Source organism: Shewanella sp. HL-SH2 (assembly GCF_051164935.1).
In the GTDB taxonomy this organism is placed as follows: Bacteria; Pseudomonadota; Gammaproteobacteria; order Enterobacterales; family Shewanellaceae; genus Shewanella; species Shewanella glacialimarina.
The window spans coordinates 4,162,390-4,185,570 of the sequence record NZ_CP195035.1 but is presented as its reverse complement, the minus strand read 5'-3'; the positions used below and the strand labels follow the sequence as shown (position 1 = coordinate 4,185,570).

Below are 23,181 nucleotides of genomic sequence, written 5' to 3'. Positions count from 1 at the left end.
CGCTGCTCTCTTCGATTGTTAGCCTATGTAAGTTGACCATTCCAAAACTTCTTTCTTCGTTTTTGGGTTAATGGTGCCTGTTGGTTTTCGGTATCTAATTTCAATATCGCGACACTGTTCTTGTGCTTTGGTTAGCTCTGCGTATTGCCTGGCTAAACTTGGTGTTGATAAGCTGTGACTTAGCTTTTGTGCTTTCATTTTGGCAAACAGTTCATCACGGGTTTTCGCTAGCTTTTGTTGATATTCATCAATAGTTAGCTCTCGCCTGTTTGGGTAAGCACCAGTGAACTTGCTGCATTTTTTGTCAGCGGCTTTTTTAACTAATGTTTCACTTACTCCAAATACAAAAAACATAGGGCCCCCAAACTTATAAAATATGGTTAAGCCGCTTTCGGGCTGTGTATATGGTCTTTTTTAGCTTGGTCACGTAGGTTGTCTAAGTGTTCTGCCAGGTCTGTTACGTTGACCATCCAAATGGCTTTGTTGCTACTTCCGGTTTTAAACGCGGGTACGGGCAACTTGCCTGCTTTGGCGTAGTTTTTGGCGGTTGCTGCTGACAGCCCAAAATACTCGTCACAGATGTCTGTGATGGGGATCACCGCTTTGTTGAACTGGGCCATGAGTAAAAATGCTGTGTTCATTTTGCGTCCTTGGCATATTGGTTGATGCGCTGTTTAGTGCGATTCCAGCCTTTGATTAGGCGTTTAAGGCATGGTGCTTCGTGTGGATAAGTGCGGATCATGTCTTTGCACTTGGCTATTTCACGGTCGCAGTATTCGATTGCTGCGCTCATACACTTGCCCTTAACTGGAATACTGTGCCGCTTTGATGAAGTGGCGTGTTGCGCCATAGCGTGATGCGACCGGTGTTGTAGTTGTAACGCATAGCCAATTCGCTACCAATTTCGCCTGCTTGGTTTTCAAACTGCTTGATGAATAGTTGGCTTGGGTTGCATGTCATTAGCTGCCGTTCCAGCTTTGCTATTCGTGCCATGACACGTTCACATTCCATTGGGTCTTGTTTGGTGGTGAGTAAACAGGCAAAACGAATGCTGACAAGGTGGAAGTGTTCAGCGCGTTCTTTGTCTGTTGTTGGGGTATTTGTCAGTATCATTTTGCCGTCCTCGGTTAATTGGGTACGGCTTAAATATAACCTTAGTTAATTAACTGGTCAATAACTTTGGTTAATTGTTTTGTTGTTGTTTTCTTTTAGATGATCCAAATGATTGATACTGGTATAAATAAGGATTGAACTAAGGAGGGTTTATGGTGAGTAAATATTTGATATTGAGTTCGATTATTCTGGCTATATCTGTACCTGTGAGTGCTGAAATTTATAAGTGCGAAACAGAAGGGAAGCTTATGATGCAGGATATACCCTGTCCAAATGGGGCGAACCAAGAAACGGTTGATGTTATTATACAAAATGACAATTCAAAAAAGTATCAAAAGTACGAGCCTGAACCTTATGACCCTGGCGAGTTTAATGATTGGGAAAATAACCTTATAGAGAATAAGAAAGTTGCTGTTGGGATGACGGTGAGAGCCTTGCATTTTAGTTGGGGTTATCCAAGAAGAATAAACCGCTCTGCTTATGGACCTGAACAGTGGGTTTTCGGTGAAGGGGGCTATATGCGGTTTGCATACATTAAAGATGGGGTTGTTGTTAACTGGCAAGATTAAATTTAATAAACCTGCCAGTTTATAGAAGCACTGAATACCAAAATACTTTGCCGATAATTTTAATTTGCTTAATAGCAGCATCACCTTCGTAGCGTTCGTCTGGCCATTCGTCTGTATTGAAGCTGCGAAGGCGCAAGCCGCCACCTGGTAACTTGTATAATGTTTTGATGCGTAACATGCCATCGTGATTGATAGCGTACATTTTGCCGTCGATCACGTTAGTTTGTGATGTGTCTACACCCACCGTTGAGCCATTGGGTAATACCGGCTCCATACTGTTACCATTGACTCGCACACATGCTGCCCGAGTTGGATCGACACTTGATTTGCGTAATGTTGACTTTGCAAAACGTAATTTAGGTCCGTGAAACTCAATTGCTTCTGCAATACCGTGTCCTGCGGCTAGCTCTACTTCCATATAAAACGGTATCTCTACTTCATCGTCACTCAAAGGGGTATTGCTATCCCATGTTTCCATCGGGCCGGCCCATTCGGCGTTGGCTTCCACTCTAGACCTAATTTTTCCTGTACTTAACTCTTCAGCAGTTGTTCCTAACACATTCGCTATAGCCACTAATTTAGATGACTCTTTTGCTTTGCCAGAAATAAGTTTATGCACCATCACCTGAGAGATGTGGGAGCGTTCTGCTAATTCCTTCTGAGTTAGGCCAGAAGCTTTTAGTTTTTCTTGGAGGTTTTGGGCAAGTGTTTTCATAAGACAATTATATTACTTAAGTTATAAAACGACGACTAACTAAAGTTATTTTATTTGTTGCGATTAATTAACTATAGTTATAATATGGGCTTTGTTATTTATTGGAGTTCTTATGAAGACATCTGATGTTATTGCGTACTTTGGAGGCCAAGGCCGTTTAGCTAAGGCTATTGATGTTTCACAGCCTGCAATTTCAAAGTGGGGGGAGACAGTCCCACTACTTAGAGCTTATCAAATTCAAGTGATCACAAACGGGAAACTAAAAGTTGAAACCCCGCAGATCAAGCAAGCCAGTTAATTTTAATCGTAATCAGGGAGAAAAATCATGAAACAGAAATCACGTTTAGATTTATTGATGAAAGCCATTAATGCTTGGCTTGAGTTACCAAAAGTCAGCCGTTCGGTATTGGCAGCGGCTGTTGCACAGGCTGTTGATGATTTAAAACTGGCCACGGTTTTGGCTAAAGAGGGGATTACGTTTACCCATTCGGATGATATTTACAACGATGCCCGGGTGAATGCGCAAAAGATTTTCCGCTGGCTTGGGCAGTACGCTGACCAAAACGCGGTACCTGAGCGGTTATTTTTTGTTGAACAGGCGTTATTGGCGGCTATGCCGGTTGATTTACGCATTAGTTATTTAAACGATGTTTATAACATGGTTGGGGTCACTGTGGTGGTTGATCACGTGAGTGATGGTTTGTCACTTAGCACTAATGATTTGGCTGCTACGTTAACAAAGGAAAATTGTGAGGCGCAAATAGCGGTAATTCGTTTGGGTGTGGAGCCTACACGCTATGAGGTTGAGCAAGCTTACCGTGAATTACGTGAGTCGCGTGGTACTACTCAGGCGGCTATGGATGTTTTTGAGCGTAGCTACCCTTATTTGTCGAACAAATCACTTAAGTCGGTTGGTTAGTTATGGATAACGTTGATGATGCTAATGATATGGCTGCACTGCATTTAGCCGCTGAATTGGCTAAGCCTAAAGTAAGTTTGCCACCTTTAACGGGCAGTTGCTTTTATTGCCATGAGCCATCACCAGAGCGTTTTTGTGATGCTGATTGCCGTGATGATTATGAACGTGAACAACGCAAAATATTAATGCGTAAGCGAGGGTGATATGTGGTTTTTAATTGGCTGGCTGTTGTTTGCGGTGATTTTGGCCAGTGGTTTTTGTTTGATGTTTAAAGGGGCGAAGGATAATGAATCAGTTAAGTGATAACAGTTTGATTGAAACACCTGAAGAGCGTGAAGCTTTTGAACGTTTAGAACGTCAGCAACAGATTGATGCTATGTCGGCGATTGTTAGAACAAGTGTGACGATGAGTAGCACTGGTATTGCTGCCAAGATGTTTGCTGCTGGCTGTCGCGTGGATTTGGCGCTAGTACAAAAATAAGAAACCCCGCTTAAGTTTGGCGACCTGAGCACGGGGTTAATACCTACGAAGAGAGGCTATTACATGTTACGCAAGCATTTGAGTTACGTCAATTTAGCAATAGCTGAGTTGGTTTTATGGGGATTGCGCCCATGAGTATGGAATTAATGGTTAAGGCCATGAAGTCAAAGGTGGGTAATCCGCTGCGCAAGTTGGTGTTATTGAAATTAGCTGATAATGCTAATGACCAAGGCGAGTGTTGGCCTAGTTATAGTTACATTGCTGAGCAGTGTGAAATGAGCCGTCGTAGTGTGATGGACCATGTTAAAGAACTCGAAACATCGGGCTTTTTGCGTCGTGAATATCGCAAGGGTGTTAAGGGCAATTCTAGTAATGTTTTTCACCTTAATTTTGATGAAAAAAGAAGTTTAGGTAGTGAATCTGTCGCACTAGGTGGTGAATCTCCTGCACTACCTAGTGAATCTCCTGCACTACCCCTAGTGAATCTCCTGCACCCAGAACCAGTCACTTTAGAACCAGTCAATGAATCTTTAAAAGATTTAGTCACCACATCAAAAAAATCAGCTTTGGATTTTTCAAAATGGCCAGCTTTGCCAGGCAAACAAGTTTTTAAAGATTGGTTAGCCGTGCGTCAGCAGAAAAAAGCCAAGTTAACCCAAACTGCGATTAATCGCCTGGCACCGCATTTGGTGAAAGCGGTTGAGGCGGGTTGTTCGGTTGATGACGTTTTTGAGTTGTGTGTATCACGCTGCTGGATTGGTTTTGAGTTTGATTGGTTGGTTAACGCTGGCTTGGTTGCTAGGCAGGCGGTTAAGGCTGATTGGTCACACGCTGTTTTTGACGATGAGGATCCTTTGATATGAAGTCTATTCAGTCAGTGATTAATTCAACTAAGGTGGGAATGCCAAACGCTGGCCGCGCGAACAAGCAGCCATCGGCTATGGATATGGCGATTGTTGACAGTGTGTTTAATAAACTTCGGGTGTTGTTTCCGGTTGGCGCGCCAAAGGTTGAGGATGAAGCCGCTCACAAAAGTGAATGGCTTAAAACATTGGCATTGCAAGAGGTTCGCACCAAAGAACAAGTGCAAATGGGGTTGAACAGGGCTAGACGTGAGCAGGGTGACCGCCAGTTTTGGCCAACGCCACGCCAGTTTGCGTTGTGGTGCCAGCCAACGGCCTGTGACTTTGGTTTGCCTGATGTGGATTCGGCATTTCGTGAGGCTAAAAAGCATTATCACAGCCCGATGAAACACAAGTGGAGCCACGATGTTGTTAGGTTGGCGGTGCGTGAATGTGGCTCGTGGTTGTTTGCGACAGGGCTTGAAAAAGATGTGTTAACTATGTTCACCCGCCAGTATGAAATTTTATGCCGTAAGTTTGCTAAGGGTGAGTTGGTTGATGTTGAGTTACCAAAGGCGTTGCCAACTCGTGCTACCCGCCGCATTGAACCCGCTGAAGGCAAGGCTTTTGTTGCAACGTTTAGACGTCAACTTGGCTTAAGGAGTGCTAACGATGAATAACCCAATTAAGAAACCGTTAACCCAAAAAGAGCGTTTGTGTCGTGTGTTGAGTCAAGGCCGTTTTTTAACGCTGTATGAGATTCAGCAACAATGTTTTGACCAGTTTGGTGTGCATGATAGCGAAACGGCATTGAGTGCAAGGTGGCGCGAGTTACCTGGTGCGGTTAAGCAAAAGCGCCGTCGTGATAAGTGTGCTGCTTGGGAATACAGGATGGTTGCCTAGTTATGGTGAAGGCTGCGAAAGGTGTTGAGGTGGGTAAGTTAAACGATGCGGCGTTAAAACGTTGGTTACGTGATGGTGTGAGTCGTGATTTTCGTGATCCTCAGTTTCCGGCTATTCGTTTACGTGCTGCTGCAGGCCGAACGCGGGCGAGTGTTCATTTGGTGTTGAATGAAAATGGTAGGACGGTTTGGCAGAAGCTGGGCACTTGGCCAAGTATGTGCATTAAGACATTGTGTGCTGATTTACCTGTGATGTTGGCTAAGCGAAATATTGGCGGCATGGTAACTGGCCAGTTTGATTCTATTGGGTGTTTGCTTGAGTGGTACCAGGAGCATATTGCTAATAACACGACTTTTAGCAAAAGTTGGCGCAGCAATGTTAAGTCGATGATCAAGTGTCAGTTGTTGCCGAGGTTGGCTGATGTTCGGTTGGTTGAGGTGAGTTTTATTGCGGTTGATGGTTTTTTGGTTAAGCCGATGTTGGTTGAAGGGTTTTCGCCTAAATACATTCGTGAGGCGGTGAATAAGCTTAAGTCGGTGTTTGCTGCGGCGTCTAAGCTTCGTTTGATTAACGTTAATCCGTTAGCCGGTTATCGGGTGACATATTCAATTAAGGTGGGTGATGTGGTTGATACTCGGTTGTTTGAGTCTGATTTAGCTAAATTGTTTACTCGCTTAAGTGAGGTGGTTATGCCTGTTCAGATGTTGTTTGTGTTGATGATGATGTTTGGCACTCGCATTAACGAAACTCGATTAGCGCGATGGGAACATTTTGCGGGTGATTATTGGGTGATACCTGCGAGTAATGCCAAGAATAATCAGGAGCATCGTGTGCCTATGACCGAGTCCGCTAAGGCGTTAATTCAGCACTATCGCAAGTGGCAGTTGAAGCATGTGGGCAAAAGGGCATATTTGTTCCCTGGCAGTGTTGGCGCTATTTCAATTCGTTCTGCTCATGATTGGCATACCCAGATTAGGTTTAAGCATTTCACTAGCCATGATTTACGTCGGTTGTTTAGGACCATTGTTGCTGACTTGGGTGTTGATACCATGATTGGTGAGCGTTTACTGAATCATACTTTGCCTGTGTTGTTGCGTAAGTATGTTAAATCAACGCTGGATAAGGGCATGAGCCAAGCGTTAGATCAATATCATCAGTATTTAATTTATCGTGGATTTTGTTCTGTTGCGCCCGAGATATTGCCTAGATCGTCCATTGAAAGTGAGAACGGTCAAATCAAGACTGCAAGCGGGTGGCTGTGATGATCACCGCATCATTATTAGGAGAATATGCAATTAGAGGTTTTTGGGGGCGAAATGGCATTACGCGGGTTTGATTTTTTGAAGACAGGCAGAGAAATACGCGGCCTAACCCAGACCGAAGTTGCCGAGATTTATGGGGTAAGTGAACGGACTTATCGACGTTGGGAACTGGGTGATGTGAGAGTGCCGTTTGATGATGTTTCGGCAATATGCGACCAGGTGTTTCGACTAGGGATTGATGAGATTAGGGCGACGATTGAAGGTGAACAGTAATGGTGAAGGTTAATGTGCAGCAGCTGGAGCATCAACAAGTGACGTTAAACATGAAGGCATTACGTCATGGTTTGAAACGTTGGGGTAACTATTGGGCCCATCAAGAACAAGGCCAAGGGTTCGCAAGCCGAAGCCAGTGCGATAAGTTAGGTGAGGTGATTGTTTACGGTAGTGCTGGTATTGGTGAGGTTACGCCCCCGCGTGAGGTTAGACAGTTTGACCAGATGATTGAGCGGTTAACACCGCAATGTATACGGGCCATTAGAGCGCACTACATCTGCAAAGGGCAGTGGGCATTGATGGGTTTTGATAGTCAGAAGTCTTATGTGTATTGGTTAAGACGCGCAGAAATTGAAATAGTGGAGTGAGTATGAGTATTGTATTAAAAACTGGCGTAAATATAGGCTCTATAGGTCACGTAGATAATGGCAAAACAACGCTTTCAAAGGCAGTAGCCGAAGAGCTATCTAAACAGTCTGAAGCAAAAGATATGAGTGAATTCAAACCGTGTTTCGCTTGCGGAAGTACCGACATTGAGATTGTAACTGAATGCGGTTTTTTAAAGTGTTGTAGCTGCAGTTCACGAGCGGTGCCTGCTTTGTGGAACGCCTGAGCTAAAGAACTGGTTAGAATTGAAATAGTGGAGTGAGATATGAGTGAAGTTAAAATGATGGATTTCTTTAAGTTGCCAGCTAACGAGCTAGTGATGAAGATAGATCAAAATAAAGCATCAGTACTAAATTGTGATGGAGTTAGTGAGTTTCAAGCGATAGATGTTGCTGTTAGTGCTTATGACAATAACCAAGCAATAATCAAAAAACTGCAAGAGCAGATTGTGCATGAGCGTATAGATAAACACTCAATCATTACTAATCACCTTAATGTTCTTGTTGAGTGTATTAAGTCGGTACCAGTACCAGAGTATGGTCGTGAGCATAATATTAAAATGCGTGATGCCATATTAAATGTGATGGCCAATAGCGTAGCACCTTACCAAGTTGAACCGGCCGATTTAAAGAAAAAAGCTGTTGAGTCATTGCGGCAGGCTATTCAAGACTGTGAAGAGTTTGGTCGAGTGTATGTTGAGTTGAATGGTCAGTGGGCTAAAGGGCATCAACAGGTTACTGGTGTAGTAGTTGACGACGTTGGCGGTATCGTTATTTGTTAACGTTCGGTCCTGAAGCATAGCCGCAGACCTGCGGCTTTTAATTGAATCGTTGAGGTGAGATATGAGTCCTTATTTTATATTTGGTGATATCGAAACGGGTGGCCTTAATGGTCGCTTAGATAATGGCGCGTTGGGTATGGAGTATTACCCAATCCTTGAGCTGGCATTTATCCTGACAGATAAAGACCTGAATCAAATAGGTTTGCCGTTAAGTGTGGTTGTTCATCACAGTGATGAGGTGATCGCAACATGCAATGAATGGGCAATGGATACGCACACCGCAAGCGGGTTGATTGATGAGGTTCGAACATCAACGCTGTCATTGGCAGATGCTGAACAGATAGTTATTAAATGGCTTAAAGGGCATGGCGTGTCTAAGTATGACGGCAAGACTAAGCAGGGTGTGGTGTTTGCTGGTAACTCAATTATGTTCGATCGTTCATACATCATGTGCCAGATGCCAATACTTCACGAGTACATGCACTATCGTCAGTTAGATGTATCAGCATTAGCTTTAGCAGCTCGGGCGTTCAATCCAGAGTTAGAGCGAAAGGCTGTATCGGCTAAGCTTTACGCTCATGAGGCATTGGCTGATATACGTGAATCAATCGAAGAGTTGCGAGTGTATAAGCAAGTGCTGGGTAGTGATAGTCAGACAGCTTACGAACGGTTCAGTGATGCGTGTCGTTTGTTCGCTAAGTAATTGATTAAAGGTCTAATGCCTTGAGTGAAGTGGTGATGTATCAATACGTTGGCCTGAGCCTATCTAAATGCGAGCTATTATCATTTATGGTTAAAAAATAAATGGGTCCTTCTGGCTCGGTGCACTGCGGGGGCGGAGAGGCGCAATGCTTCACTACATATGACTTTTTTAGGGGGTTGTGTTGTTGTTTTATGAACCCTGCTTAAACTAATCAATTTAACTGCAACGATATGTATTGCTAAGCTAATGAATTTACTTTTATTTTCTTTATATTTTTACTGTTAAATTTCAGCACGTATTTTGATCACCTTAAACCACAACTTTTGATCGTCTAGATCTTTTATATTTTATCCGAAGAATAATTTTTAGTTACCGTGATTATTTTTATGGTGACTTCTGTGTTTTATAAATTCTTATTTTATAAACGCAACTCACTTAAGCGATAACTTTCTATTAAATTGTCTAGAGATTTAGCGCCATATATCACGAATACATAAAAACCTAAAGGCCACATATGGCCTGTTTGCGACCCTAAAAAAGGGGTATATTTAGATATGCTTGATACAGCTACGTAACAGGCTTTGCAAACTCTCTCGTTAGATCTCCGCCATTGGGCTTCTTTATTGAAGCCCATTTTTTTTGCTCGCTATTTGGTGAACACATGATCCGTACAAAGGTTTATATCGCAGGGCCAATGTCTGGTTTGCCTGATTGTAATCGGCACGCCTTTAACTTGGCGGAACAGGTGCAAAAGTCGTTAACGCATATTGTGCTAAACCCTGCCACTTTGCCTGCGGGTTTAACTGAACCTGAATACATGCAGATTGGTTTAGCCATGTTGATGTGTGCTGACATGATTTACTTATTAGATGGCTGGGAGCAATCACACGGCGCAAAGGCTGAACATGCATTAGCGCAAAAGCTTGGCTTACACATTGTTTACCAGGAGGGCATTGATCATGAAATAGCATTAATTGGTTTAACGGCTGAACAACTTGGTTAGTCGTTAACGTGAATGCTCGCACGTTTAATCAGATTGAGCAGTTCGCTTTGCAACATAGTCAGCGAAAAGTGGCCGCGCTTTCATGTAAGTGATAACGGCATGACGTAGTTCGGGTTCGCGCACCGTTAATGCACCAATAGCTATTAACGAATATTTTAAGGAGGGATGATGAATATTAAATCCCGACTCATGGCGCTGGGATTATCTGGCGCTTTACTTACTGGCGGTGTGTTAGTTGCTACCAGTGAGGGTGAAATGCTGCATTCCTATGTTGACCCTGTTGGTATTGAAACAGCTTGCTTTGGTCAAACAGGCCATAACATAAAGCTTGGCATGGTGTTCACCAACGAACAGTGTTTAGACATGCTGTCTTCAAGCCTAAAAACCTTTGATCGTGAGCTTGTAAAGTTGACCCCGCCATTAAGTGAGGGTGAGCACATTGCCTATTTGAGTTTTATTTACAACATAGGAGCAGACGCTTTCAGGACGTCTACGCTGCGTAAAAAGTTGTTGGCGGGTGACCGCGTTGGCGCATGTAATGAGTTGTCTCGATGGGTTTATGCCAAAAAGAAAAAGTTACCTGGTTTAATCATACGCCGTTCAAATGAGCGGCGTTATTGTTTGAGGGACTTGTAATGTTTAACGACTTTAAAACCACAGTGCTGTTCATTGTTGTAATGCTTTTATCGGCTTTACTGGGCATTAGTGCCTTGGGTATGAACTCACTTAAAGCCACTAATAAAACGTTAAGCTATGACTTACTGTTATCGCAAGTCAGTGTTGAAGCGTTGATAAGCAGTAACGACAACCAAGCCGAACGTATCAAAACGCTTGAACGTGATTACCGTGTGATGACCGAACTCAATGCCACGCATCGAAAACAGGTTATCGATTTACAAGCAACACATGAAAGCCGTATTGCTAAGGCCAATCTGATTAAGGACTCAACCGATGAACCTACAAAAGATTGGGCTAATGCTTTGCTGCCAGCTGATGCTTTGCAGCTGCTCAAGCCAACCGATTGTAAAAGTGGTGACCCAAACCAAAACGGTGTATGTGTTACCGCCGCCGGATTGGTTAGTGCTGTGCAGCACCCCTGATTTTGTTGGTACCACTAATATTGATTTACTTAAACACTCACTTACTCAAACTAATGCGCTAGCAATGTGTAATGCAAATATGCAGCGCCTACAACAATGGCGGCAATCACATGAGTATAACGACTGACATTAGTGCAAAGGCCACGTCGGTTGTTTCTTATATCGCCTCACTTTTCACTGCACTTGGCAGCTATGTGAACAATATGGATATTGGCGTTTTAGTGGGTGTGGCCTGTGCCATTTTTACTGCATTGATTAACTGGTTTTATCAAGCCAGAAAAAAAGAACGCGCTGCACGCAAAAGTGAACGTGATGAAAAGATAGCAAAAATACTAGAAGAAAATGCCAGGCTAAATCAGCAGTTATTACTTAAGCAGTTGCAACACATTGAAGAAGAACGCTGTAGCCATGTGATTGAAGATATTGAGGCCGAACCCAAATGAACGCATTTAAACCCGCATTTCGACCAGCAATACGGCCAGCTATAACGTCAGTGTTTGGTGTTCAGGTTCCTGTTGTTACGCCACTCACTTTCGTATCACAACCCCAAAGCAAAACGGTTGACGAGTACGCACTAGCAACTTTTAGCTGTGAAGTGACAGGCGGTGTTGCGCCTTATTCGTATCAGTGGAAAAAGAACGGTGTGAATGTTGGGACTAATAGCGCGGCGTTGTCGTTTACTGCCGCTGCTGCTGATAAGAATGCATCTATTACGGTTAATGTTACGGATAGTGCAGGAACTTCGATTACTTCTGTTGCTGCTGTCCTGGGGGTTACAAGTTATGTTTATCAATTAAACGGTGTGTCATCTTTCTACAGCTTAAGCTCGGCCATCACAATTACAGCATTTCAGAATTTTGAAATTAGTATCATTGTAAATACAACAAACATAAGCGATACGTATATTTTCGGTAATGGTGGCGGCTTTTTCTCATCATTAAAGATAACGCCATTAGGCGCTGTATTGTTGAGGTCATCAAGTGGTGATTTGATTAGCTTACCAAATGGGACTTTTAATTCATTTAACTCTGATGTTGAATTTATAGTGAAGCGGGTTGGAAACTTAACAACGCTATCAATAGGCGAGACAAACTACACGCTAGATGGTAGTCAGGGCGCTCAATACTCAATAACAATGCTAGGTAAGAGTAGGTTTACACCCACCTCCGAGGGTTACGTAAAAAGATTTAGATTATGGACTGGCGGAGATAGAAATACAGGCGTTTTAAATACAGATGTAACACCTAATAATCGAACGCAAGGAGGCACTCAATTGTCATCCGTTTTAGGTGGAAGAAGCTTAGTTGCAAGCAATTACTCAGAAAGTGCTTGGGTTAATGCTTTGCCAAAAACAATGTCGTCACCTCTAACGTTTGCGCTTCTTGGTCAATCAAACATGGTCGGTAGAGCGGCTTTAGTTGCAGATATTGATGATAATTACACAGGAATAAGCGGCAGAGTTAGCCAGTTCGGTTTCGGTAGCCAGTCTATTGTTGCTGCAACAAACCCGTTAGACAGTCAAGATTACCAAGCAGGAAGCATGGGTTTGTGGCTAAGAATGTGCAAAGAAATCATAGGCGATAACATAAACCTAATACCAGCCGCTAAGGGTGGCACAGGGTTCTCCGACAACGACTGGAATGCTGGTAATGCTGTTTATGAAGCTGCTATGTCCAGTATTTCTGCTGGTAAGATTGCATTCTCTAGTGGCCTAGATGCCGTTGTGTGGCTCCAGGGTGAGAATGATGCTGATGACGGTAACGTTAATTACCTGCAAAATATAACAGATATGAGACTGAACATGATTAGTCGCGGCTTTATATCTGATGCGACAAAATGGGTGGTAGTGTCTATAAAGGGATCGACCAATATGGCGTTTGTTCCCACAATAAATGCAGACTTAAAGACGTTTTCTGAGAATATACTTAATGGTTCTTATGTTGATGCTACTGACTTGGTGTTATTTGATACGTGGCATTATAACGCTCAATCACAGAGGATTATAGGCCAAAGGGTGTCACAGGTTTTGCTGTAAACTACCCATTAATGCCATAGCTCCAATGCTATTAACGTGGGATGAAGCAATGCAGTTTGCTAGTCAGTTTGCAGTTGAAGAATCTACCACCCCATAACACCCGCACCCCACCCAAGGAATTCACATGATTTACACCCAAAATTTAACGGTGACTACGTTGGCCGTGGCTGTTACGCGCCCAGGTGTTATGAAACAGTGCAAACAGCACCAGCTTATTTTCAGTGGCGCTAACATATCACTCACTTACACCATTAACGGTACTGACTTTACTCAAGCAGACCTTGAAGCCGGTAGCCATAATATTGAACTGGGTAACGTTGAAAAGTTTACGCTAACCAGCGCAGGCACTAGCACCGCAATTATTCAAGGTTACTAACCCGAAAAAACAATAGGCATTTTATGGCACGTATTCAAACACCCGAAGCCGAGCCAGTGCTACTGAACAAAACCGACCTGTGCAAAAGTTTGGGCATTAGTACCCAAGCGTTCGACAAGTGGGACGTGCCCATACACAGCAAAAGTGGTCGTGAGTGTTTATATACCATGAGTGACGTGGTGGGTAATCGGGTAGCTAATGAGCGTAAAAAACACCTGCTCGGGAAATCGGGCAAACCGCAAGATGATGAAGACGAAAAACCTAATATTGATTATGAACGTTGGCGCTTAACCAAAGGGCAAGCCGACGGCCAAGAGCTGAAAAACGAAAAAGACCGCAAAGAAGTGGTCGAGGTGGCGTTTTGCTCATTTGTGCTTAGCCGCATAGCCGCGCAAATATCGCCCGTGCTAGACCAAATACACATACGCGTAAAACGTAAATTCCCCGACATGCCAGAACGCACCATAGATGCTATTCGCGCCGAAGTGATTAAAAGCCAAAACACCGCAGCTGAACTGGCCAACGGCATTGAGGATTTATTGGATGAATATATCAGCAGCACAGATTAACAATCTGAAAGCCGCTGTATCTGCTGGTCTTAAATCGTTTTACCGCCCACCTGTTTTAACCTGTAGTGAATACGCCGACAGCCATTTTTATATGTCGTCGGAATCGTCTTACACCGAAGGTAAATGGGAAAGCTTACCGTTTCAAATCGGCATATTAAATGCCATGGGTAATGACCAAATTACCACGCTTAACATTATGAAATCAGCTCGTGTGGGTTACACCAAAATGCTGATGGCCAATGCTGGCTACAAGATAGAACACAAAAAACGTAACGTGCTGATATACCAGCCGCGTGACGGTGCCGCCAAAACGTTCATGAAAAAACACGTTGAAACCGCAATACGCGACATGCCAATTTGGAAAGCCCTAGCGCCGTGGATTGGCCGCAAACATAAAGACAGTACCTTAGAAGATAAGGTATTTACCAACGGTAAAACCTTAATGGTACGCGGTGGTACTGCAGCCGCTAACTACCGTGAAATTTCAACCGATGATGTTATTTACGATGAACTTGCAGGTTTTGACGAGTCAATCGAACACGAAGGTAACGCCACATCGTTAGGTGATACCCGTGTTGAACTGTCGATGTTTCCTAAATCGATTCGTGGATCCACCCCCAAAATTCTCGGTACATGCCAAATTGAAAAGGCCTGTAGCGAAAGCCAATACCAATTTAGATTTAACTTACCTTGCCCACATTGTGATGAATTGCAGCATTTAAAGTGGGGCGGCAAAACTGAACCCTTTGGCATTAAGTGGCAAGGCAATGACCCAAAAACAGCGTATTACGTTTGTGAACACTGCGGTTGCTGCATTGAAAATAATCAACTGCATGATATGGAAGAACACCCCCGCGCTGTGTGGATATGCGACAAAACGGGCGTGACTACCCCCGACTTTATTTCGTTTTTTGACAAAGACGGCAACGACTTTTTAACCCCTGAAAATATCTCTATTTATATCTGGTCGGCTTATAACACGCTTAACAGCTGGGCCAAGTTAGTTACCGAGTTTTACAAAGCCAAAGGCGACAAAGAAAAGCTGCAAACCTTTGTTAACACCAAACTGGGCCAACCGTGGGACAACGACAACGGCGAACGCATCGAGTGGGAAGACCTAGGCCGCAGGCGTGAAATGTACCCCAACGGCAACATGCCAGATTGGGTAGTGTACTTAACGGCGGGTGTGGATACCCAAGACGACCGTTATGAAGGCCGTGTTTGGGGCTGGGGCGCAGGTAAAGAATGTGCCCTAATCGATAGGTTTATTTTGTACGGTGACCCAGCAAGCCAAGTGCTGCTTGATAAAGTTGCCCTGCGCTTAAACCAAAGTTACCCCCGTAACGACGGCATAGTGCTCAGCATTGGCACAACGTGTTGGGATTCTGGCGGTCACTACTCCGATACGGTTTACTCAATGAGTAAAAAGCTCGGTTTGTTCCGTGTGGTACCTATTAGGGGCGCCAACATGTACGGCAAGCCGATTGCTAATTTCCCCCGCAAGCGGAGCAACAAAGGCGTGTACCTAACAGAAGTGGGTACCGACAACGCCAAAGAGTTGATCATGGCCATGATGCGCACTCAACCCAGTGTTGATACCCGCACACCTGGTGCCATTCATTTGCCACTGAACGACAGCATTTGTGATGACACCGAACTGCAACAGTTAACCTCTGAACGAAAATTGCCGACACGCCGTGATGGTCGCATTGTGTATCGCTGGGAAGCAGGCGGCAGGCGTAACGAAGCGCTCGACTGTTTTGTGTATGCCATGGCTGCACTGTATATCGCCATTGATAGGTTTGGCATTAATCTCGAATCGCTCAGTAAAGCGATAACAAATAAACACGACAACCCATCATTAACCGATGAATCCCCACAACCCAAAAAACCGAAAAAAGCCCCAGCTAATAACTGGCTAAATGGTGGATCGGCTAAATCAGGAGGCTGGCTGTAATGTCAAAGCAAACCGCGACAGACATGGTCGCGCTGTATATCGAAGCTGAAAAAGACGTGTTGGCGGGTAAAACCGTTAGCGTTAACGGCAAGTTGATGACCAGTGAAGACCTGGAACAAATTCGTAAGGGCCGCATTGAATGGCAGCGCACCTTAAGCATGTACACCCGCCCACGGGGTACCACACTCGCCCGATTTAACTAGGAAACAATATGAGCATTATTAACGATGCACTATCGTATTTATCCCCTGGCTGGGCGTTAAAGCGACAGGCGGCTGCTATGAGTTATCGCAACCTTAAAGGTTATGAAGCTGCCAGCCCAAGCCGAACCCACAAAGCCAATAAAGAGGGGCGCGGCGCAAACCAAGCGGTGTTTGCCGCAGGTAAAAGCCTTCGTGAACAGGCGCGTTGGTTAGACGAAAACCACGACCTGAGTATTGGTATTTTAGACCGCATGGAAGAGCGGGTAATTGGTGCGCAAGGTATTGTGGTTGAGCCACAGCCCCGCAGCCTTAGCGGTGAAATACTGGATGATTTAGCCAATGATATTCAGCGCCGATTTGCTGCATGGTCATTAAAACCTGACGTAACAGGGCGCTACACACGGCCAGAGCTTGAGCGTTTAGTGCTACGTACCGCATTGCGAGACGGTGAAGCATTCGGCCATCAAGTGCGTGGCAAAGTGCCAAAGTTTGGTCACCCAAACCCGCAAGGCACCCAATACAGCATTGAAGCGTTAGAACCTGATTACATTCCGTTTGAACTAAACGATGTGTCGCAACGGGTGCGTCAAGGGTTTGAGGTTAACGGATGGGGGCAGGTGGTTAATTACCATGTGTTGCTTGATCACCCGTCTGACCAAATCGGTTTTCGTTATAAAACCAAAATAGTACCTGCTAGCAACATGCTGCACTTGGGCTTATTTAAACGCCTGCACCAGCTGCGCGGTATCAGTATTTTTCACGGTATTTTAACCCGCCTTGGCGACATTAAAGACTATGAAGAATCTGAACGAGTTGCCGCCCGTATTGCTGCTGCGTTAGCGTTTTACATTAAACGTGGCGATGCCAGTATGTTCGGCACAGATGGTGATGCCAAAACTGACCGCGAAATTAACATTGCACCCGGCATGACGTTCGACGATCTCGCACCGGGTGAAGATGTCGGCATGATTGAGTCAAATCGCCCTAACGTGCATTTGGTCGATTTTCGTAATGGTCAGCTAAAAGCTTGTGCTGCGGGTACTCGTGGCAGTTACTCAAGCATTGCCCGTGACTATAAAGGCAGTTATTCAAGCCAGCGCCAGGAGCTGGTTGAGCAAGATGAGTCGAACCGCATTATGCAGCAATGGTTTTGTGCCGGTTGGGCGCGGCCTGCGTTTCGTAATTGGTTGCAAATGGAACTAATGAACAAGCAAGACCCATTAGTGCTACCGCCAGATCTAGACATGCGCACCTTGTTTGATTCGGTGTATTACGGTCCCACCATGCCATGGATTGACCCCCGCAAAGAAGCCCAAGGCTGGGAAATGATGATAGCCGGTAATGTTGCCTCTGAGGCTGATTGGACCCGTGCCCGAGGTCGTAACCCAAGCGAAGTTAAACGCCAGCGTGAGCGCGAAGTGAAACACAATCGTGAAAACGACATGGTGACCCCTAACGACCCAGAGCCACAAAACGGAGTAACCCCAAGTGAAAAAGACTCATCTAAGTCTAGCAATGGCCGCCGCAATGGTGTTCGCACCACAAGCAAGCCTGACCCTGACGCCGACCAATAAGCCCGATAAAAGCTGGTACAGCTTAAAAGCGCAAAACGGTAATGCCGAATTAATGATTTATGACGAAATTGGCGGCTGGGGCATTAGTGCCCGTCAGTTCGCCAGCGACTTACAAGCATTAGGCAAAATCGGCACCTTAACGGCACGCATTCATTCACCTGGTGGTGATGTGTTTGAAGGTATGGCGATTTACAACATGATCAAAGGTCACCCCGCGCACAAGGTTTGTCATATTGACGGCCTTGCAGCATCAATGGCCAGTGTGATTGCCATGGCCTTTGATGAAGTCATTATGCCCGAAAACGCCATGATGATGGTGCATAAGCCATGGGGCGGCACATTAGGTGACGCCGACGACATGCGCAAATATGCCGACTTACTCGACAAGGTTGAAGGTAACTTAGTTGGTGCTTATCAACAAAAAACAGGTTTGCCAGAAGCCGAGTTACACACGCTTTTGGCAGCTGAAACATGGCTAACTGGCCGCGAAGCGGTTGAAAAAGGTTTTGCCAACATCCTCACTGAACCGCTGCAAATGGCGGCTTCGCTTACTTCAAAAAGACTCAAGGACTTTACTAATATGCCTGAAGCTCTAAAAAACCTGTTTGCACCACAGGGTAATGTACCTGGTGCAACCAATACGCCTGCGCCAGTAGTCGCTAATACTCTTGTACCAGCCCCATCGGTACCCGCAGCTGTTGCACCATCTGCAGCGGATATTCAAGCGGCGGCTAAAGCAATGAACAAAGCGCGAACCGACGGTATTAACACCGCATTTGCCACGTTCCCTCAACTCACTGAGCTTAAAAACAGCTGTCTTGCAAATGATGATATTGACGCAGACAAAGCCAAAGACATGATTTTGGCTAAGTTGGGTGAAGGTATTACGCCATGCGCCGTGCAGCCTAAAAGTGTCATTATTCATGCTAGCAACGGTAACATTGTGGGTGACTCAATTCGTGCGCAACTAATGGCGCGGGCTGGTCATGAAGCGGCACAAAAAGACAATGGCTATGGTAGCTATAACTTACGTGAACTTGCCCGTGCATCGTTAGCCGATCGCGGTATTGGTTGTGCCGGTATGAACGTGATGCAAATGGTGGGGTTAGCGTTTACTCATACCTCATCTGATTTCGGTAACATCATGTTAGATGTGGCCAATAAGTCAGTATTAAAAGGTTGGGCTGAAGCTGCTGAAACCTTTGAACGTATCGCTAAAAAAGGTCAGTTAAGTGACTTTAAAGTCGCACATCGTGTTGGCATGGGTGAGTTTAAAAGCTTACCAGAAGTCAAAGACGGTGCTGAGTACAAGTACATCACCATTGGCGAACACGCTGAAAAGATTGCCTTGGCGACTTATGGCGGTATTTTCACATTAACACGCCAAACGGTTATTAATGACGACATGGGCATGTTGATGGGCGTCCCGATGAAAATGGGTAAAGCGGCCAAGAGTACCATAGGTGACTTGTTCTGGGCTGTACTAACCAAAAACGGCAAAATGAACGACGGTAAAGCCTTGTTCCATGCTGACCATGGCAACTTAACATCAGGTGCGCCAAGCGTTGAAGCGTTCAGTATTGCTGCTGAATTAATGGAATCGCAGATGATTGGCGAGTCACCGTTAAACATCATGCCTGCATTTGCGTTAGTACCACCAAACCTTAAGCGTGCTGTATTGCAAATTATTCAGTCAACGTCGGTTAAAGGCACTGATGCAAACTCAGGTGTTGCTAACCCGATCCGCGACTTTGTTGAAGTGTTATCTGAGCCACGCTTAAAAGCGAAAAGCGATAAAGAGTGGTACTTATCAGCGGCACAAGGTGAAGACACGATTGAAGTGGCATACCTTGACGGTATCGACACGCCATACATTGAGCAGCAACAAGGCTTTACTGTTGACGGTGTTGCAACCAAAGTGCGTATTGATGCCGGGGTATCACCACTTGATCACCGTGGCCTGGTTAAATCAACAGGCGTATAACGTAAACATTAAACAGGCCGCTATCGAAAACGTTAGCGGCTTTTTTACGCTTAAATTTCAACAATTCTTATCAGGAATGAATTATGAAAAATTGTGTATCAGATGGTAATACCATCGACTTTACAGCCACGGCGGCAGTGGCCAGTGGCGCACCAGTGTTATTAGGCAAAGTGGTTGCTGTGTCACTTGGCAATGTTGCTATTGATGAAGTGGGTGTGGGGGCAACTGAAGGTGTGTTCGAGTTACCTAAAGTGACCGCTGATGACATTGGCCAAGGTGCGCAGGTTTACCTTAAATCAGACGGCATGATCACCTCAACCGCATCGGGCAATACCTTAGCCGGTAAAGCGTGGGCTGCGGCAGGTAACCCCAGCGATACAGTCTGGGTAAAAATTAATGCTTAGCGTTAACGAACGCATAGCAAGCAAGCTTGCCCGTGCGTTCACTAAACTGGCACAACCGTGCCAGTTTATCCCTAGCGCTGGCCAAGCTGCTTATAGCCGAAGTGTTCACCTGCCGCCAACCGAAATAGATCGCAGTAATGAATACATACAAGAACCGATAGCCCTCGCTGAGTTTTTACAGCAAGACGGCGCGGTAATGGCTGATGATGTGTTTGAGTTAAATGGTAAGCAACATCGTTTAACACAACTTCATACGCGGGATGAAATTACCGTAACGTTTATTTACTTAGTGGATTAAGTTTTTAATGGGGGTTAAATATGTGGATAGATACCCAAGGGTTTAAGGAGGTTTCTAAAGAGCTAAAGCGGATGCGCGATGCACAAGTACCAGCCATTACTAAGGCTATAGATGATGCAGCCGTTTTTGGAAAAAATCTTGCGGTAGATAAAATATTTAACAAATTTGGTTATAAGTCAAAATCATATGTGGAAGATACTTTTTTTGTCAGTATTCACCCTAATGATTTAACCGCACATATTTCTGCAAGATTCAGAGCCACAAGCTTGACGAGAATGGCTAAGCCTCGTTACAGAACAGGGAAAAAAGGTCAAAGTGTATTAAATGGTTATGACGTTAGTGCTTATAAAAATCAGCCTGTTTGGTTTAAGGGGGCATTTACTATTATTGGTCAAAACGGTAACCAAGTAATGTTTATGCGTAAGCGCAAAGATAATTCTTGGAGAAAAATCGGGAAGCAAAAAGCCAAAAAGGCAGGTACGAAAGACCAAAAGCCATTATATGGCCCGTCAGTTTGGGGGGCATTTAAGTATATGCGTGACGATATAGAGCCACCAATCATCAAGCATCTTCGTGAACGATACGGACATCACGCTAAGTAACAACCGCCCTGTTAAGAGGTACCTATGATCCAAACCATTTTAAACCGCTTACAGCTGGTTGACGGTGCAGAAGTGCGCGAAGGTTTTTATGCGCAAGGGTTAGCAAAAGAAAATCAGTTTATCTTTTTACAACCGCACACCGACTTGTTCGGCGCCAAAAATGGCATAAACGCATTCCGTGACGACTTAACATTACAAGTGGTTGCGGGTATTAACTTAAGCAAATCAACCAACCCCACCGCCGAACTAATCAATTTAGTTCGCGACATTCGCTGCGCATTCTTTAAAGACGAACGTAATACCGAAAAACCGTCATGGCTACCCAAAGCTATTACGTTTAAAGAGGCCGAACCCTGTAAATACATTATGCCCGAAAGCCATGAAAAACATGCGCTAGCGGTCATTACTTTAACCCTAGTTCATACCGTTCAATTTGGAGAAAGATTATGAGCGAAACCGTAACCGAAAGTTACATCGGCTCAGGCATTGTGTATGTCAATGGCCGCGATGTGGGCAACGCCAGTGGCGTTAAAATCGACATCGAGCAAGAAAGTAAAGCCCAACCTAACTACCGTGGTGGTGGCGGTAACGCGGCTGAAATCACCAAAGTGAAATCGGTTAAATTGTCGATGACCTTAAACGACTTCAGCAACGCCAACTTAGCGTTAGCGCTGCGCGGTAAAGTGGACGTATTAACCGCTGGAGCCGTTACTGATGAGGCCATTGTTGCTGTATTAGATGGTCTGGCCGACACCGCAAAAATGATTGATACCACAGTGCCCCCAGTGGTTACCCACGACTCAGGCACACCCACTTATGATGTTGATGTTGACTATGTGGTCAGCGCAGGCGGTATTCGTGCATTAAGCACAGGTTCGATTACTGCAGGCCAAGACTTAAAAGTCAGCTACACCAGTAAAGCGGGTAATGCCCTGCAAGCACTGGTTGAATCAGGCGAAGAAGTCAAAGTGGTGATTGACGGTGTTAACGATGCCACAGGTAAGCCGAACGTGCTTAAGTTTTATCGCTGGAAGCCAAGCCCAACCTCAGGGTTAGACTTAATTGGCGATGACTTCGGTTCGTTCGACATCGAGGGCGGGGTACTAGCCGACAGCAGCATTGTTGCCGTAGGTAAGTCTAAGTTCTTTGTGCGTAGTGCAGCGTAGTTGCATTAACCAAAGGGCATAAACAAAAAGCCCACTAAATAGTGAGTGGGCTTTTTAATCTAAGACTAATTAACGCAATCTAGCTTGTTTGTCTGCCATTCTGGCTAATGTGGCAATCTGCTGGTTTGCAGCTTCACTAATTTCTAACAACTGATCTACTGATAAAAAGCGCGGTTCACGTATGTACTGCACTAATTTTTCACGGCTAGTCACAAACTGATTATCATCGATGGGTTGCGAGCTGACTATTTTGCCAGCTTCCCAAGTAAACAACATGCGCTGACGCTCAAACGGGTGTGTTGTGCGGCTAAGTCGCTTTTGGGCTTCATTAAAGGCATTAATAAAGTTGATTTTAAGTTCGGCAGCTTTGGCACCGGTAAAGCCCATCACTAAAAACATAAAGCCGTCTTTGGTTAGGTGGTAGCACTTTAAATCACGCTGACTGGTGCCAACCTGTTGATTTTGCACGTTAGCTCTAAAATGAGCTGACGTAAATTCACTTGGGGCATCAGCAAGTATTTCATCAATTTTTCGTAATACATTCTTGTGAAGTTTGCCAAAATAATCAGCGACGATCAGTGAATTGGTAATGGTTTGTTGGCCGTTAATAAAAACGAGTTGTGCAGGGTAGTTTTTAGATTGTTGTAAGTTCATGGGTGACACTCCTTGGTTCGAGAGTAATCATCACCAAACGGTTCGAATCATTGGGTGATGAGCTGAGCAAGGTTCGAACTACCGCACCAAGGAGCGGCCAGCCAAATGGCTGCCTCACCCAGCCCACCATAGAAGTGGTGCGCTGAATCACGCAATAAAAAACCAGCTCTAAAGGCTGGCGACTATTGCGCCTTGGTATATAGCGGGGTTCGAATCCCGGCATTGGATTTTGCCAATGCCTAAACAGTATCGCCCCACTTAGGCACATTTGTCAATTCGTTATCACTTAACTGAGCCAGTGATAACAA

37 protein-coding genes are annotated in these 23,181 nt (G+C 44.8%); 31 read left to right on the top strand and 6 right to left on the bottom strand.

Annotation, left to right across the window (positions count from 1 at the left end; genetic code table 11):
- Window positions 1–18 precede the first annotated feature (18 nt).
- From ACRWP9_RS18385 to ACRWP9_RS18370, 4 genes are read right to left on the bottom strand one after another with little or no spacing between them, the layout of a single operon-like run.
- Complete coding sequence (locus tag ACRWP9_RS18385; protein ID WP_434927187.1) at window positions 19–354, bottom strand: hypothetical protein; 336 nt, start codon at window positions 352–354, stop codon at window positions 19–21.
- A gap of 26 nt (window positions 355–380) precedes the next feature.
- Window positions 381–641, bottom strand: coding sequence for a pyocin activator PrtN family protein (locus tag ACRWP9_RS18380; RefSeq protein WP_226413246.1), 261 nt, complete (start codon window positions 639–641; stop codon window positions 381–383).
- Window positions 638–793 (bottom strand): hypothetical protein, encoded by a 156-nt coding sequence (locus tag ACRWP9_RS18375; protein ID WP_432364989.1) that lies wholly within the window; start codon window positions 791–793, stop codon window positions 638–640. Before ACRWP9_RS18375 ends, ACRWP9_RS18380 begins: the two co-directional genes overlap by 4 nt.
- On the bottom strand, window positions 790–1,113 hold the full coding sequence (locus ACRWP9_RS18370) for a hypothetical protein (protein WP_432364991.1): 324 nt from the start codon (window positions 1,111–1,113) through the stop codon (window positions 790–792). Before ACRWP9_RS18370 ends, ACRWP9_RS18375 begins: the two co-directional genes overlap by 4 nt.
- Window positions 1,114–1,265: 152 nt before the next feature.
- Here ACRWP9_RS18370 and ACRWP9_RS18365 point away from each other — a divergent pair, with 152 nt between their 5' ends.
- Window positions 1,266–1,682: a hypothetical protein gene (locus tag ACRWP9_RS18365; protein WP_434927186.1), complete on the top strand. Its 417-nt coding sequence runs from the start codon at window positions 1,266–1,268 to the stop codon at window positions 1,680–1,682.
- Between the two features lie 19 nt (window positions 1,683–1,701).
- On the opposite strand, the gene ACRWP9_RS18360 is transcribed toward ACRWP9_RS18365, so the two are convergent.
- A complete protein-coding gene (locus ACRWP9_RS18360) occupies window positions 1,702–2,397 on the bottom strand; it encodes an XRE family transcriptional regulator (protein ID WP_434927185.1) in 696 nt (231 codons plus the stop codon).
- A gap of 112 nt (window positions 2,398–2,509) precedes the next feature.
- Between ACRWP9_RS18360 and ACRWP9_RS18355 the strand changes: the two genes are divergently transcribed.
- The 30 genes from ACRWP9_RS18355 (at window position 2,510) to ACRWP9_RS18210 (ending at window position 22,219) form a co-directional block, all read left to right on the top strand.
- On the top strand, window positions 2,510–2,695 hold the full coding sequence (locus ACRWP9_RS18355) for a Cro/CI family transcriptional regulator (protein ID WP_434927184.1): 186 nt from the start codon (window positions 2,510–2,512) through the stop codon (window positions 2,693–2,695).
- Window positions 2,696–2,722: 27 nt separating this feature from the next.
- Window positions 2,723–3,316, top strand: coding sequence for a hypothetical protein (locus ACRWP9_RS18350; protein ID WP_434927183.1), 594 nt, complete (start codon window positions 2,723–2,725; stop codon window positions 3,314–3,316).
- Window positions 3,317–3,318: 2 nt separating this feature from the next.
- On the top strand, window positions 3,319–3,519 hold the full coding sequence (locus ACRWP9_RS18345) for a hypothetical protein (protein ID WP_226413260.1): 201 nt from the start codon (window positions 3,319–3,321) through the stop codon (window positions 3,517–3,519).
- 83 nt (window positions 3,520–3,602) lie between these two features.
- Complete coding sequence (locus ACRWP9_RS18340) at window positions 3,603–3,797, top strand: hypothetical protein (protein WP_434927182.1); 195 nt, start codon at window positions 3,603–3,605, stop codon at window positions 3,795–3,797.
- Between the two features lie 131 nt (window positions 3,798–3,928).
- Window positions 3,929–4,660: a helix-turn-helix domain-containing protein gene (locus tag ACRWP9_RS18335; RefSeq protein WP_434927181.1), complete on the top strand. Its 732-nt coding sequence runs from the start codon at window positions 3,929–3,931 to the stop codon at window positions 4,658–4,660.
- Entirely contained in the window at window positions 4,657–5,319 is a 663-nt protein-coding gene (locus ACRWP9_RS18330) for a replication protein P (protein ID WP_434927180.1), read from the top strand. Before ACRWP9_RS18335 ends, ACRWP9_RS18330 begins: the two co-directional genes overlap by 4 nt.
- A complete protein-coding gene (locus ACRWP9_RS18325) occupies window positions 5,312–5,542 on the top strand; it encodes a hypothetical protein (RefSeq protein ID WP_434927179.1) in 231 nt (76 codons plus the stop codon). Before ACRWP9_RS18330 ends, ACRWP9_RS18325 begins: the two co-directional genes overlap by 8 nt.
- Before the next feature lie 2 nt (window positions 5,543–5,544).
- Complete coding sequence (locus ACRWP9_RS18320; RefSeq protein WP_434927178.1) at window positions 5,545–6,804, top strand: tyrosine-type recombinase/integrase; 1,260 nt, start codon at window positions 5,545–5,547, stop codon at window positions 6,802–6,804.
- A 27-nt stretch (window positions 6,805–6,831) separates the two neighbouring features.
- A complete protein-coding gene (locus tag ACRWP9_RS18315) occupies window positions 6,832–7,077 on the top strand; it encodes a helix-turn-helix domain-containing protein (RefSeq protein WP_434927177.1) in 246 nt (81 codons plus the stop codon).
- Entirely contained in the window at window positions 7,077–7,445 is a 369-nt protein-coding gene (locus ACRWP9_RS18310) for a hypothetical protein (protein ID WP_434927176.1), read from the top strand. The genes ACRWP9_RS18315 and ACRWP9_RS18310 overlap by 1 nt, the downstream gene beginning before the upstream one ends.
- A 2-nt stretch (window positions 7,446–7,447) precedes the next feature.
- Entirely contained in the window at window positions 7,448–7,690 is a 243-nt protein-coding gene (locus ACRWP9_RS18305) for a hypothetical protein (RefSeq protein ID WP_434927175.1), read from the top strand.
- A gap of 39 nt (window positions 7,691–7,729) precedes the next feature.
- Window positions 7,730–8,245, top strand: coding sequence for a hypothetical protein (locus ACRWP9_RS18300; protein WP_434927174.1), 516 nt, complete (start codon window positions 7,730–7,732; stop codon window positions 8,243–8,245).
- Between the two features lie 61 nt (window positions 8,246–8,306).
- Window positions 8,307–8,948: an oligoribonuclease gene (gene orn, locus ACRWP9_RS18295; RefSeq protein WP_434927173.1), complete on the top strand. Its 642-nt coding sequence runs from the start codon at window positions 8,307–8,309 to the stop codon at window positions 8,946–8,948.
- A gap of 661 nt (window positions 8,949–9,609) precedes the next feature.
- On the top strand, window positions 9,610–9,951 hold the full coding sequence (locus tag ACRWP9_RS18290) for a DUF4406 domain-containing protein (RefSeq protein WP_434927172.1): 342 nt from the start codon (window positions 9,610–9,612) through the stop codon (window positions 9,949–9,951).
- Window positions 9,952–10,119: 168 nt separating this feature from the next.
- On the top strand, window positions 10,120–10,587 hold the full coding sequence (locus ACRWP9_RS18285) for a lysozyme (protein ID WP_434927171.1): 468 nt from the start codon (window positions 10,120–10,122) through the stop codon (window positions 10,585–10,587).
- On the top strand, window positions 10,587–11,051 hold the full coding sequence (locus tag ACRWP9_RS18280; RefSeq protein WP_434929156.1) for a hypothetical protein: 465 nt from the start codon (window positions 10,587–10,589) through the stop codon (window positions 11,049–11,051). The genes ACRWP9_RS18285 and ACRWP9_RS18280 overlap by 1 nt, the downstream gene beginning before the upstream one ends.
- Complete coding sequence (lysC, locus tag ACRWP9_RS18275) at window positions 10,945–11,178, top strand: Rz1-like lysis system protein LysC (RefSeq protein WP_434929139.1); 234 nt, start codon at window positions 10,945–10,947, stop codon at window positions 11,176–11,178. Before ACRWP9_RS18280 ends, lysC begins: the two co-directional genes overlap by 107 nt.
- Window positions 11,162–11,494 (top strand): HP1 family phage holin, encoded by a 333-nt coding sequence (locus tag ACRWP9_RS18270; protein WP_434927170.1) that lies wholly within the window; start codon window positions 11,162–11,164, stop codon window positions 11,492–11,494. Before lysC ends, ACRWP9_RS18270 begins: the two co-directional genes overlap by 17 nt.
- Window positions 11,491–13,086 (top strand): sialate O-acetylesterase, encoded by a 1,596-nt coding sequence (locus ACRWP9_RS18265; protein ID WP_434927169.1) that lies wholly within the window; start codon window positions 11,491–11,493, stop codon window positions 13,084–13,086. Before ACRWP9_RS18270 ends, ACRWP9_RS18265 begins: the two co-directional genes overlap by 4 nt.
- Window positions 13,087–13,210: 124 nt before the next feature.
- Entirely contained in the window at window positions 13,211–13,462 is a 252-nt protein-coding gene (locus ACRWP9_RS18260) for a hypothetical protein (RefSeq protein WP_434927168.1), read from the top strand.
- Between the two features lie 23 nt (window positions 13,463–13,485).
- Window positions 13,486–14,031: a terminase small subunit gene (locus ACRWP9_RS18255; protein ID WP_434927167.1), complete on the top strand. Its 546-nt coding sequence runs from the start codon at window positions 13,486–13,488 to the stop codon at window positions 14,029–14,031.
- A complete protein-coding gene (locus ACRWP9_RS18250) occupies window positions 14,006–15,988 on the top strand; it encodes a phage terminase large subunit family protein (RefSeq protein ID WP_434927166.1) in 1,983 nt (660 codons plus the stop codon). The genes ACRWP9_RS18255 and ACRWP9_RS18250 overlap by 26 nt, the downstream gene beginning before the upstream one ends.
- Entirely contained in the window at window positions 15,988–16,191 is a 204-nt protein-coding gene (locus ACRWP9_RS18245) for a hypothetical protein (RefSeq protein ID WP_434927165.1), read from the top strand. Before ACRWP9_RS18250 ends, ACRWP9_RS18245 begins: the two co-directional genes overlap by 1 nt.
- Before the next feature lie 8 nt (window positions 16,192–16,199).
- Window positions 16,200–17,765 carry a phage portal protein gene (locus ACRWP9_RS18240; protein ID WP_434927164.1) on the top strand — a complete coding sequence of 522 codons (1,566 nt, stop codon included), beginning with the start codon at window positions 16,200–16,202 and terminating at the stop codon, window positions 17,763–17,765.
- Complete coding sequence (locus ACRWP9_RS18235; RefSeq protein WP_434927163.1) at window positions 17,680–19,749, top strand: ClpP-like prohead protease/major capsid protein fusion protein; 2,070 nt, start codon at window positions 17,680–17,682, stop codon at window positions 19,747–19,749. The genes ACRWP9_RS18240 and ACRWP9_RS18235 overlap by 86 nt, the downstream gene beginning before the upstream one ends.
- Before the next feature lie 83 nt (window positions 19,750–19,832).
- The gene (locus ACRWP9_RS18230) at window positions 19,833–20,153 is read left to right on the top strand and encodes a DUF2190 family protein (protein ID WP_434927162.1); all 321 of its coding nucleotides are present in this window, start codon (window positions 19,833–19,835) and stop codon (window positions 20,151–20,153) included.
- Window positions 20,146–20,451 (top strand): hypothetical protein, encoded by a 306-nt coding sequence (locus ACRWP9_RS18225; RefSeq protein WP_434927161.1) that lies wholly within the window; start codon window positions 20,146–20,148, stop codon window positions 20,449–20,451. Before ACRWP9_RS18230 ends, ACRWP9_RS18225 begins: the two co-directional genes overlap by 8 nt.
- Window positions 20,452–20,471: 20 nt before the next feature.
- Window positions 20,472–21,053 carry a hypothetical protein gene (locus ACRWP9_RS18220; protein ID WP_434927160.1) on the top strand — a complete coding sequence of 194 codons (582 nt, stop codon included), beginning with the start codon at window positions 20,472–20,474 and terminating at the stop codon, window positions 21,051–21,053.
- Between the two features lie 24 nt (window positions 21,054–21,077).
- Window positions 21,078–21,503, top strand: a complete 426-nt coding sequence (locus tag ACRWP9_RS18215; protein ID WP_434927159.1) for a hypothetical protein — start codon at window positions 21,078–21,080, stop codon at window positions 21,501–21,503.
- Window positions 21,500–22,219, top strand: coding sequence for a hypothetical protein (locus ACRWP9_RS18210; protein ID WP_434927158.1), 720 nt, complete (start codon window positions 21,500–21,502; stop codon window positions 22,217–22,219). Before ACRWP9_RS18215 ends, ACRWP9_RS18210 begins: the two co-directional genes overlap by 4 nt.
- 69 nt (window positions 22,220–22,288) lie before the next feature.
- On the opposite strand, the gene ACRWP9_RS18205 is transcribed toward ACRWP9_RS18210, so the two are convergent.
- Window positions 22,289–22,873, bottom strand: a complete 585-nt coding sequence (locus tag ACRWP9_RS18205) for a Rha family transcriptional regulator (RefSeq protein WP_434927157.1) — start codon at window positions 22,871–22,873, stop codon at window positions 22,289–22,291.
- Window positions 22,874–23,181 lie beyond the last annotated feature (308 nt).

Coding starts and splice junctions, on each gene's coding strand:
- ACRWP9_RS18360 (WP_434927185.1), bottom strand. CDS start 2,397: ATGAAAACACTTGCCCAAAACCTCCAAGAAAAACTAAAAGCTTCTGGC.
- ACRWP9_RS18345 (WP_226413260.1), top strand. CDS start 3,319: ATGGATAACGTTGATGATGCTAATGATATGGCTGCACTGCATTTAGCC.
- ACRWP9_RS18355 (WP_434927184.1), top strand. CDS start 2,510: ATGAAGACATCTGATGTTATTGCGTACTTTGGAGGCCAAGGCCGTTTA.
- ACRWP9_RS18270 (WP_434927170.1), top strand. CDS start 11,162: ATGAGTATAACGACTGACATTAGTGCAAAGGCCACGTCGGTTGTTTCT.
- ACRWP9_RS18255 (WP_434927167.1), top strand. CDS start 13,486: ATGGCACGTATTCAAACACCCGAAGCCGAGCCAGTGCTACTGAACAAA.
- orn (WP_434927173.1), top strand. CDS start 8,307: ATGAGTCCTTATTTTATATTTGGTGATATCGAAACGGGTGGCCTTAAT.
- lysC (WP_434929139.1), top strand. CDS start 10,945: ATGCTTTGCAGCTGCTCAAGCCAACCGATTGTAAAAGTGGTGACCCAA.
- ACRWP9_RS18290 (WP_434927172.1), top strand. CDS start 9,610: ATGATCCGTACAAAGGTTTATATCGCAGGGCCAATGTCTGGTTTGCCT.
- ACRWP9_RS18285 (WP_434927171.1), top strand. CDS start 10,120: ATGAATATTAAATCCCGACTCATGGCGCTGGGATTATCTGGCGCTTTA.
- ACRWP9_RS18370 (WP_432364991.1), bottom strand. CDS start 1,113: ATGATACTGACAAATACCCCAACAACAGACAAAGAACGCGCTGAACAC.
- ACRWP9_RS18315 (WP_434927177.1), top strand. CDS start 6,832: ATGCAATTAGAGGTTTTTGGGGGCGAAATGGCATTACGCGGGTTTGAT.
- ACRWP9_RS18250 (WP_434927166.1), top strand. CDS start 14,006: ATGAATATATCAGCAGCACAGATTAACAATCTGAAAGCCGCTGTATCT.
- ACRWP9_RS18350 (WP_434927183.1), top strand. CDS start 2,723: ATGAAACAGAAATCACGTTTAGATTTATTGATGAAAGCCATTAATGCT.
- ACRWP9_RS18305 (WP_434927175.1), top strand. CDS start 7,448: ATGAGTATTGTATTAAAAACTGGCGTAAATATAGGCTCTATAGGTCAC.
- ACRWP9_RS18265 (WP_434927169.1), top strand. CDS start 11,491: ATGAACGCATTTAAACCCGCATTTCGACCAGCAATACGGCCAGCTATA.
- ACRWP9_RS18240 (WP_434927164.1), top strand. CDS start 16,200: ATGAGCATTATTAACGATGCACTATCGTATTTATCCCCTGGCTGGGCG.
- ACRWP9_RS18375 (WP_432364989.1), bottom strand. CDS start 793: ATGAGCGCAGCAATCGAATACTGCGACCGTGAAATAGCCAAGTGCAAA.
- ACRWP9_RS18340 (WP_434927182.1), top strand. CDS start 3,603: ATGAATCAGTTAAGTGATAACAGTTTGATTGAAACACCTGAAGAGCGT.
- ACRWP9_RS18230 (WP_434927162.1), top strand. CDS start 19,833: ATGAAAAATTGTGTATCAGATGGTAATACCATCGACTTTACAGCCACG.
- ACRWP9_RS18335 (WP_434927181.1), top strand. CDS start 3,929: ATGAGTATGGAATTAATGGTTAAGGCCATGAAGTCAAAGGTGGGTAAT.
- ACRWP9_RS18260 (WP_434927168.1), top strand. CDS start 13,211: ATGATTTACACCCAAAATTTAACGGTGACTACGTTGGCCGTGGCTGTT.
- ACRWP9_RS18380 (WP_226413246.1), bottom strand. CDS start 641: ATGAACACAGCATTTTTACTCATGGCCCAGTTCAACAAAGCGGTGATC.
- ACRWP9_RS18300 (WP_434927174.1), top strand. CDS start 7,730: ATGAGTGAAGTTAAAATGATGGATTTCTTTAAGTTGCCAGCTAACGAG.
- ACRWP9_RS18320 (WP_434927178.1), top strand. CDS start 5,545: ATGGTGAAGGCTGCGAAAGGTGTTGAGGTGGGTAAGTTAAACGATGCG.
- ACRWP9_RS18280 (WP_434929156.1), top strand. CDS start 10,587: ATGTTTAACGACTTTAAAACCACAGTGCTGTTCATTGTTGTAATGCTT.
- ACRWP9_RS18215 (WP_434927159.1), top strand. CDS start 21,078: ATGATCCAAACCATTTTAAACCGCTTACAGCTGGTTGACGGTGCAGAA.
- ACRWP9_RS18385 (WP_434927187.1), bottom strand. CDS start 354: ATGTTTTTTGTATTTGGAGTAAGTGAAACATTAGTTAAAAAAGCCGCT.
- ACRWP9_RS18310 (WP_434927176.1), top strand. CDS start 7,077: ATGGTGAAGGTTAATGTGCAGCAGCTGGAGCATCAACAAGTGACGTTA.
- ACRWP9_RS18225 (WP_434927161.1), top strand. CDS start 20,146: ATGCTTAGCGTTAACGAACGCATAGCAAGCAAGCTTGCCCGTGCGTTC.
- ACRWP9_RS18220 (WP_434927160.1), top strand. CDS start 20,472: ATGTGGATAGATACCCAAGGGTTTAAGGAGGTTTCTAAAGAGCTAAAG.
- ACRWP9_RS18325 (WP_434927179.1), top strand. CDS start 5,312: ATGAATAACCCAATTAAGAAACCGTTAACCCAAAAAGAGCGTTTGTGT.
- ACRWP9_RS18245 (WP_434927165.1), top strand. CDS start 15,988: ATGTCAAAGCAAACCGCGACAGACATGGTCGCGCTGTATATCGAAGCT.
- ACRWP9_RS18365 (WP_434927186.1), top strand. CDS start 1,266: ATGGTGAGTAAATATTTGATATTGAGTTCGATTATTCTGGCTATATCT.
- ACRWP9_RS18205 (WP_434927157.1), bottom strand. CDS start 22,873: ATGAACTTACAACAATCTAAAAACTACCCTGCACAACTCGTTTTTATT.
- ACRWP9_RS18330 (WP_434927180.1), top strand. CDS start 4,657: ATGAAGTCTATTCAGTCAGTGATTAATTCAACTAAGGTGGGAATGCCA.
- ACRWP9_RS18210 (WP_434927158.1), top strand. CDS start 21,500: ATGAGCGAAACCGTAACCGAAAGTTACATCGGCTCAGGCATTGTGTAT.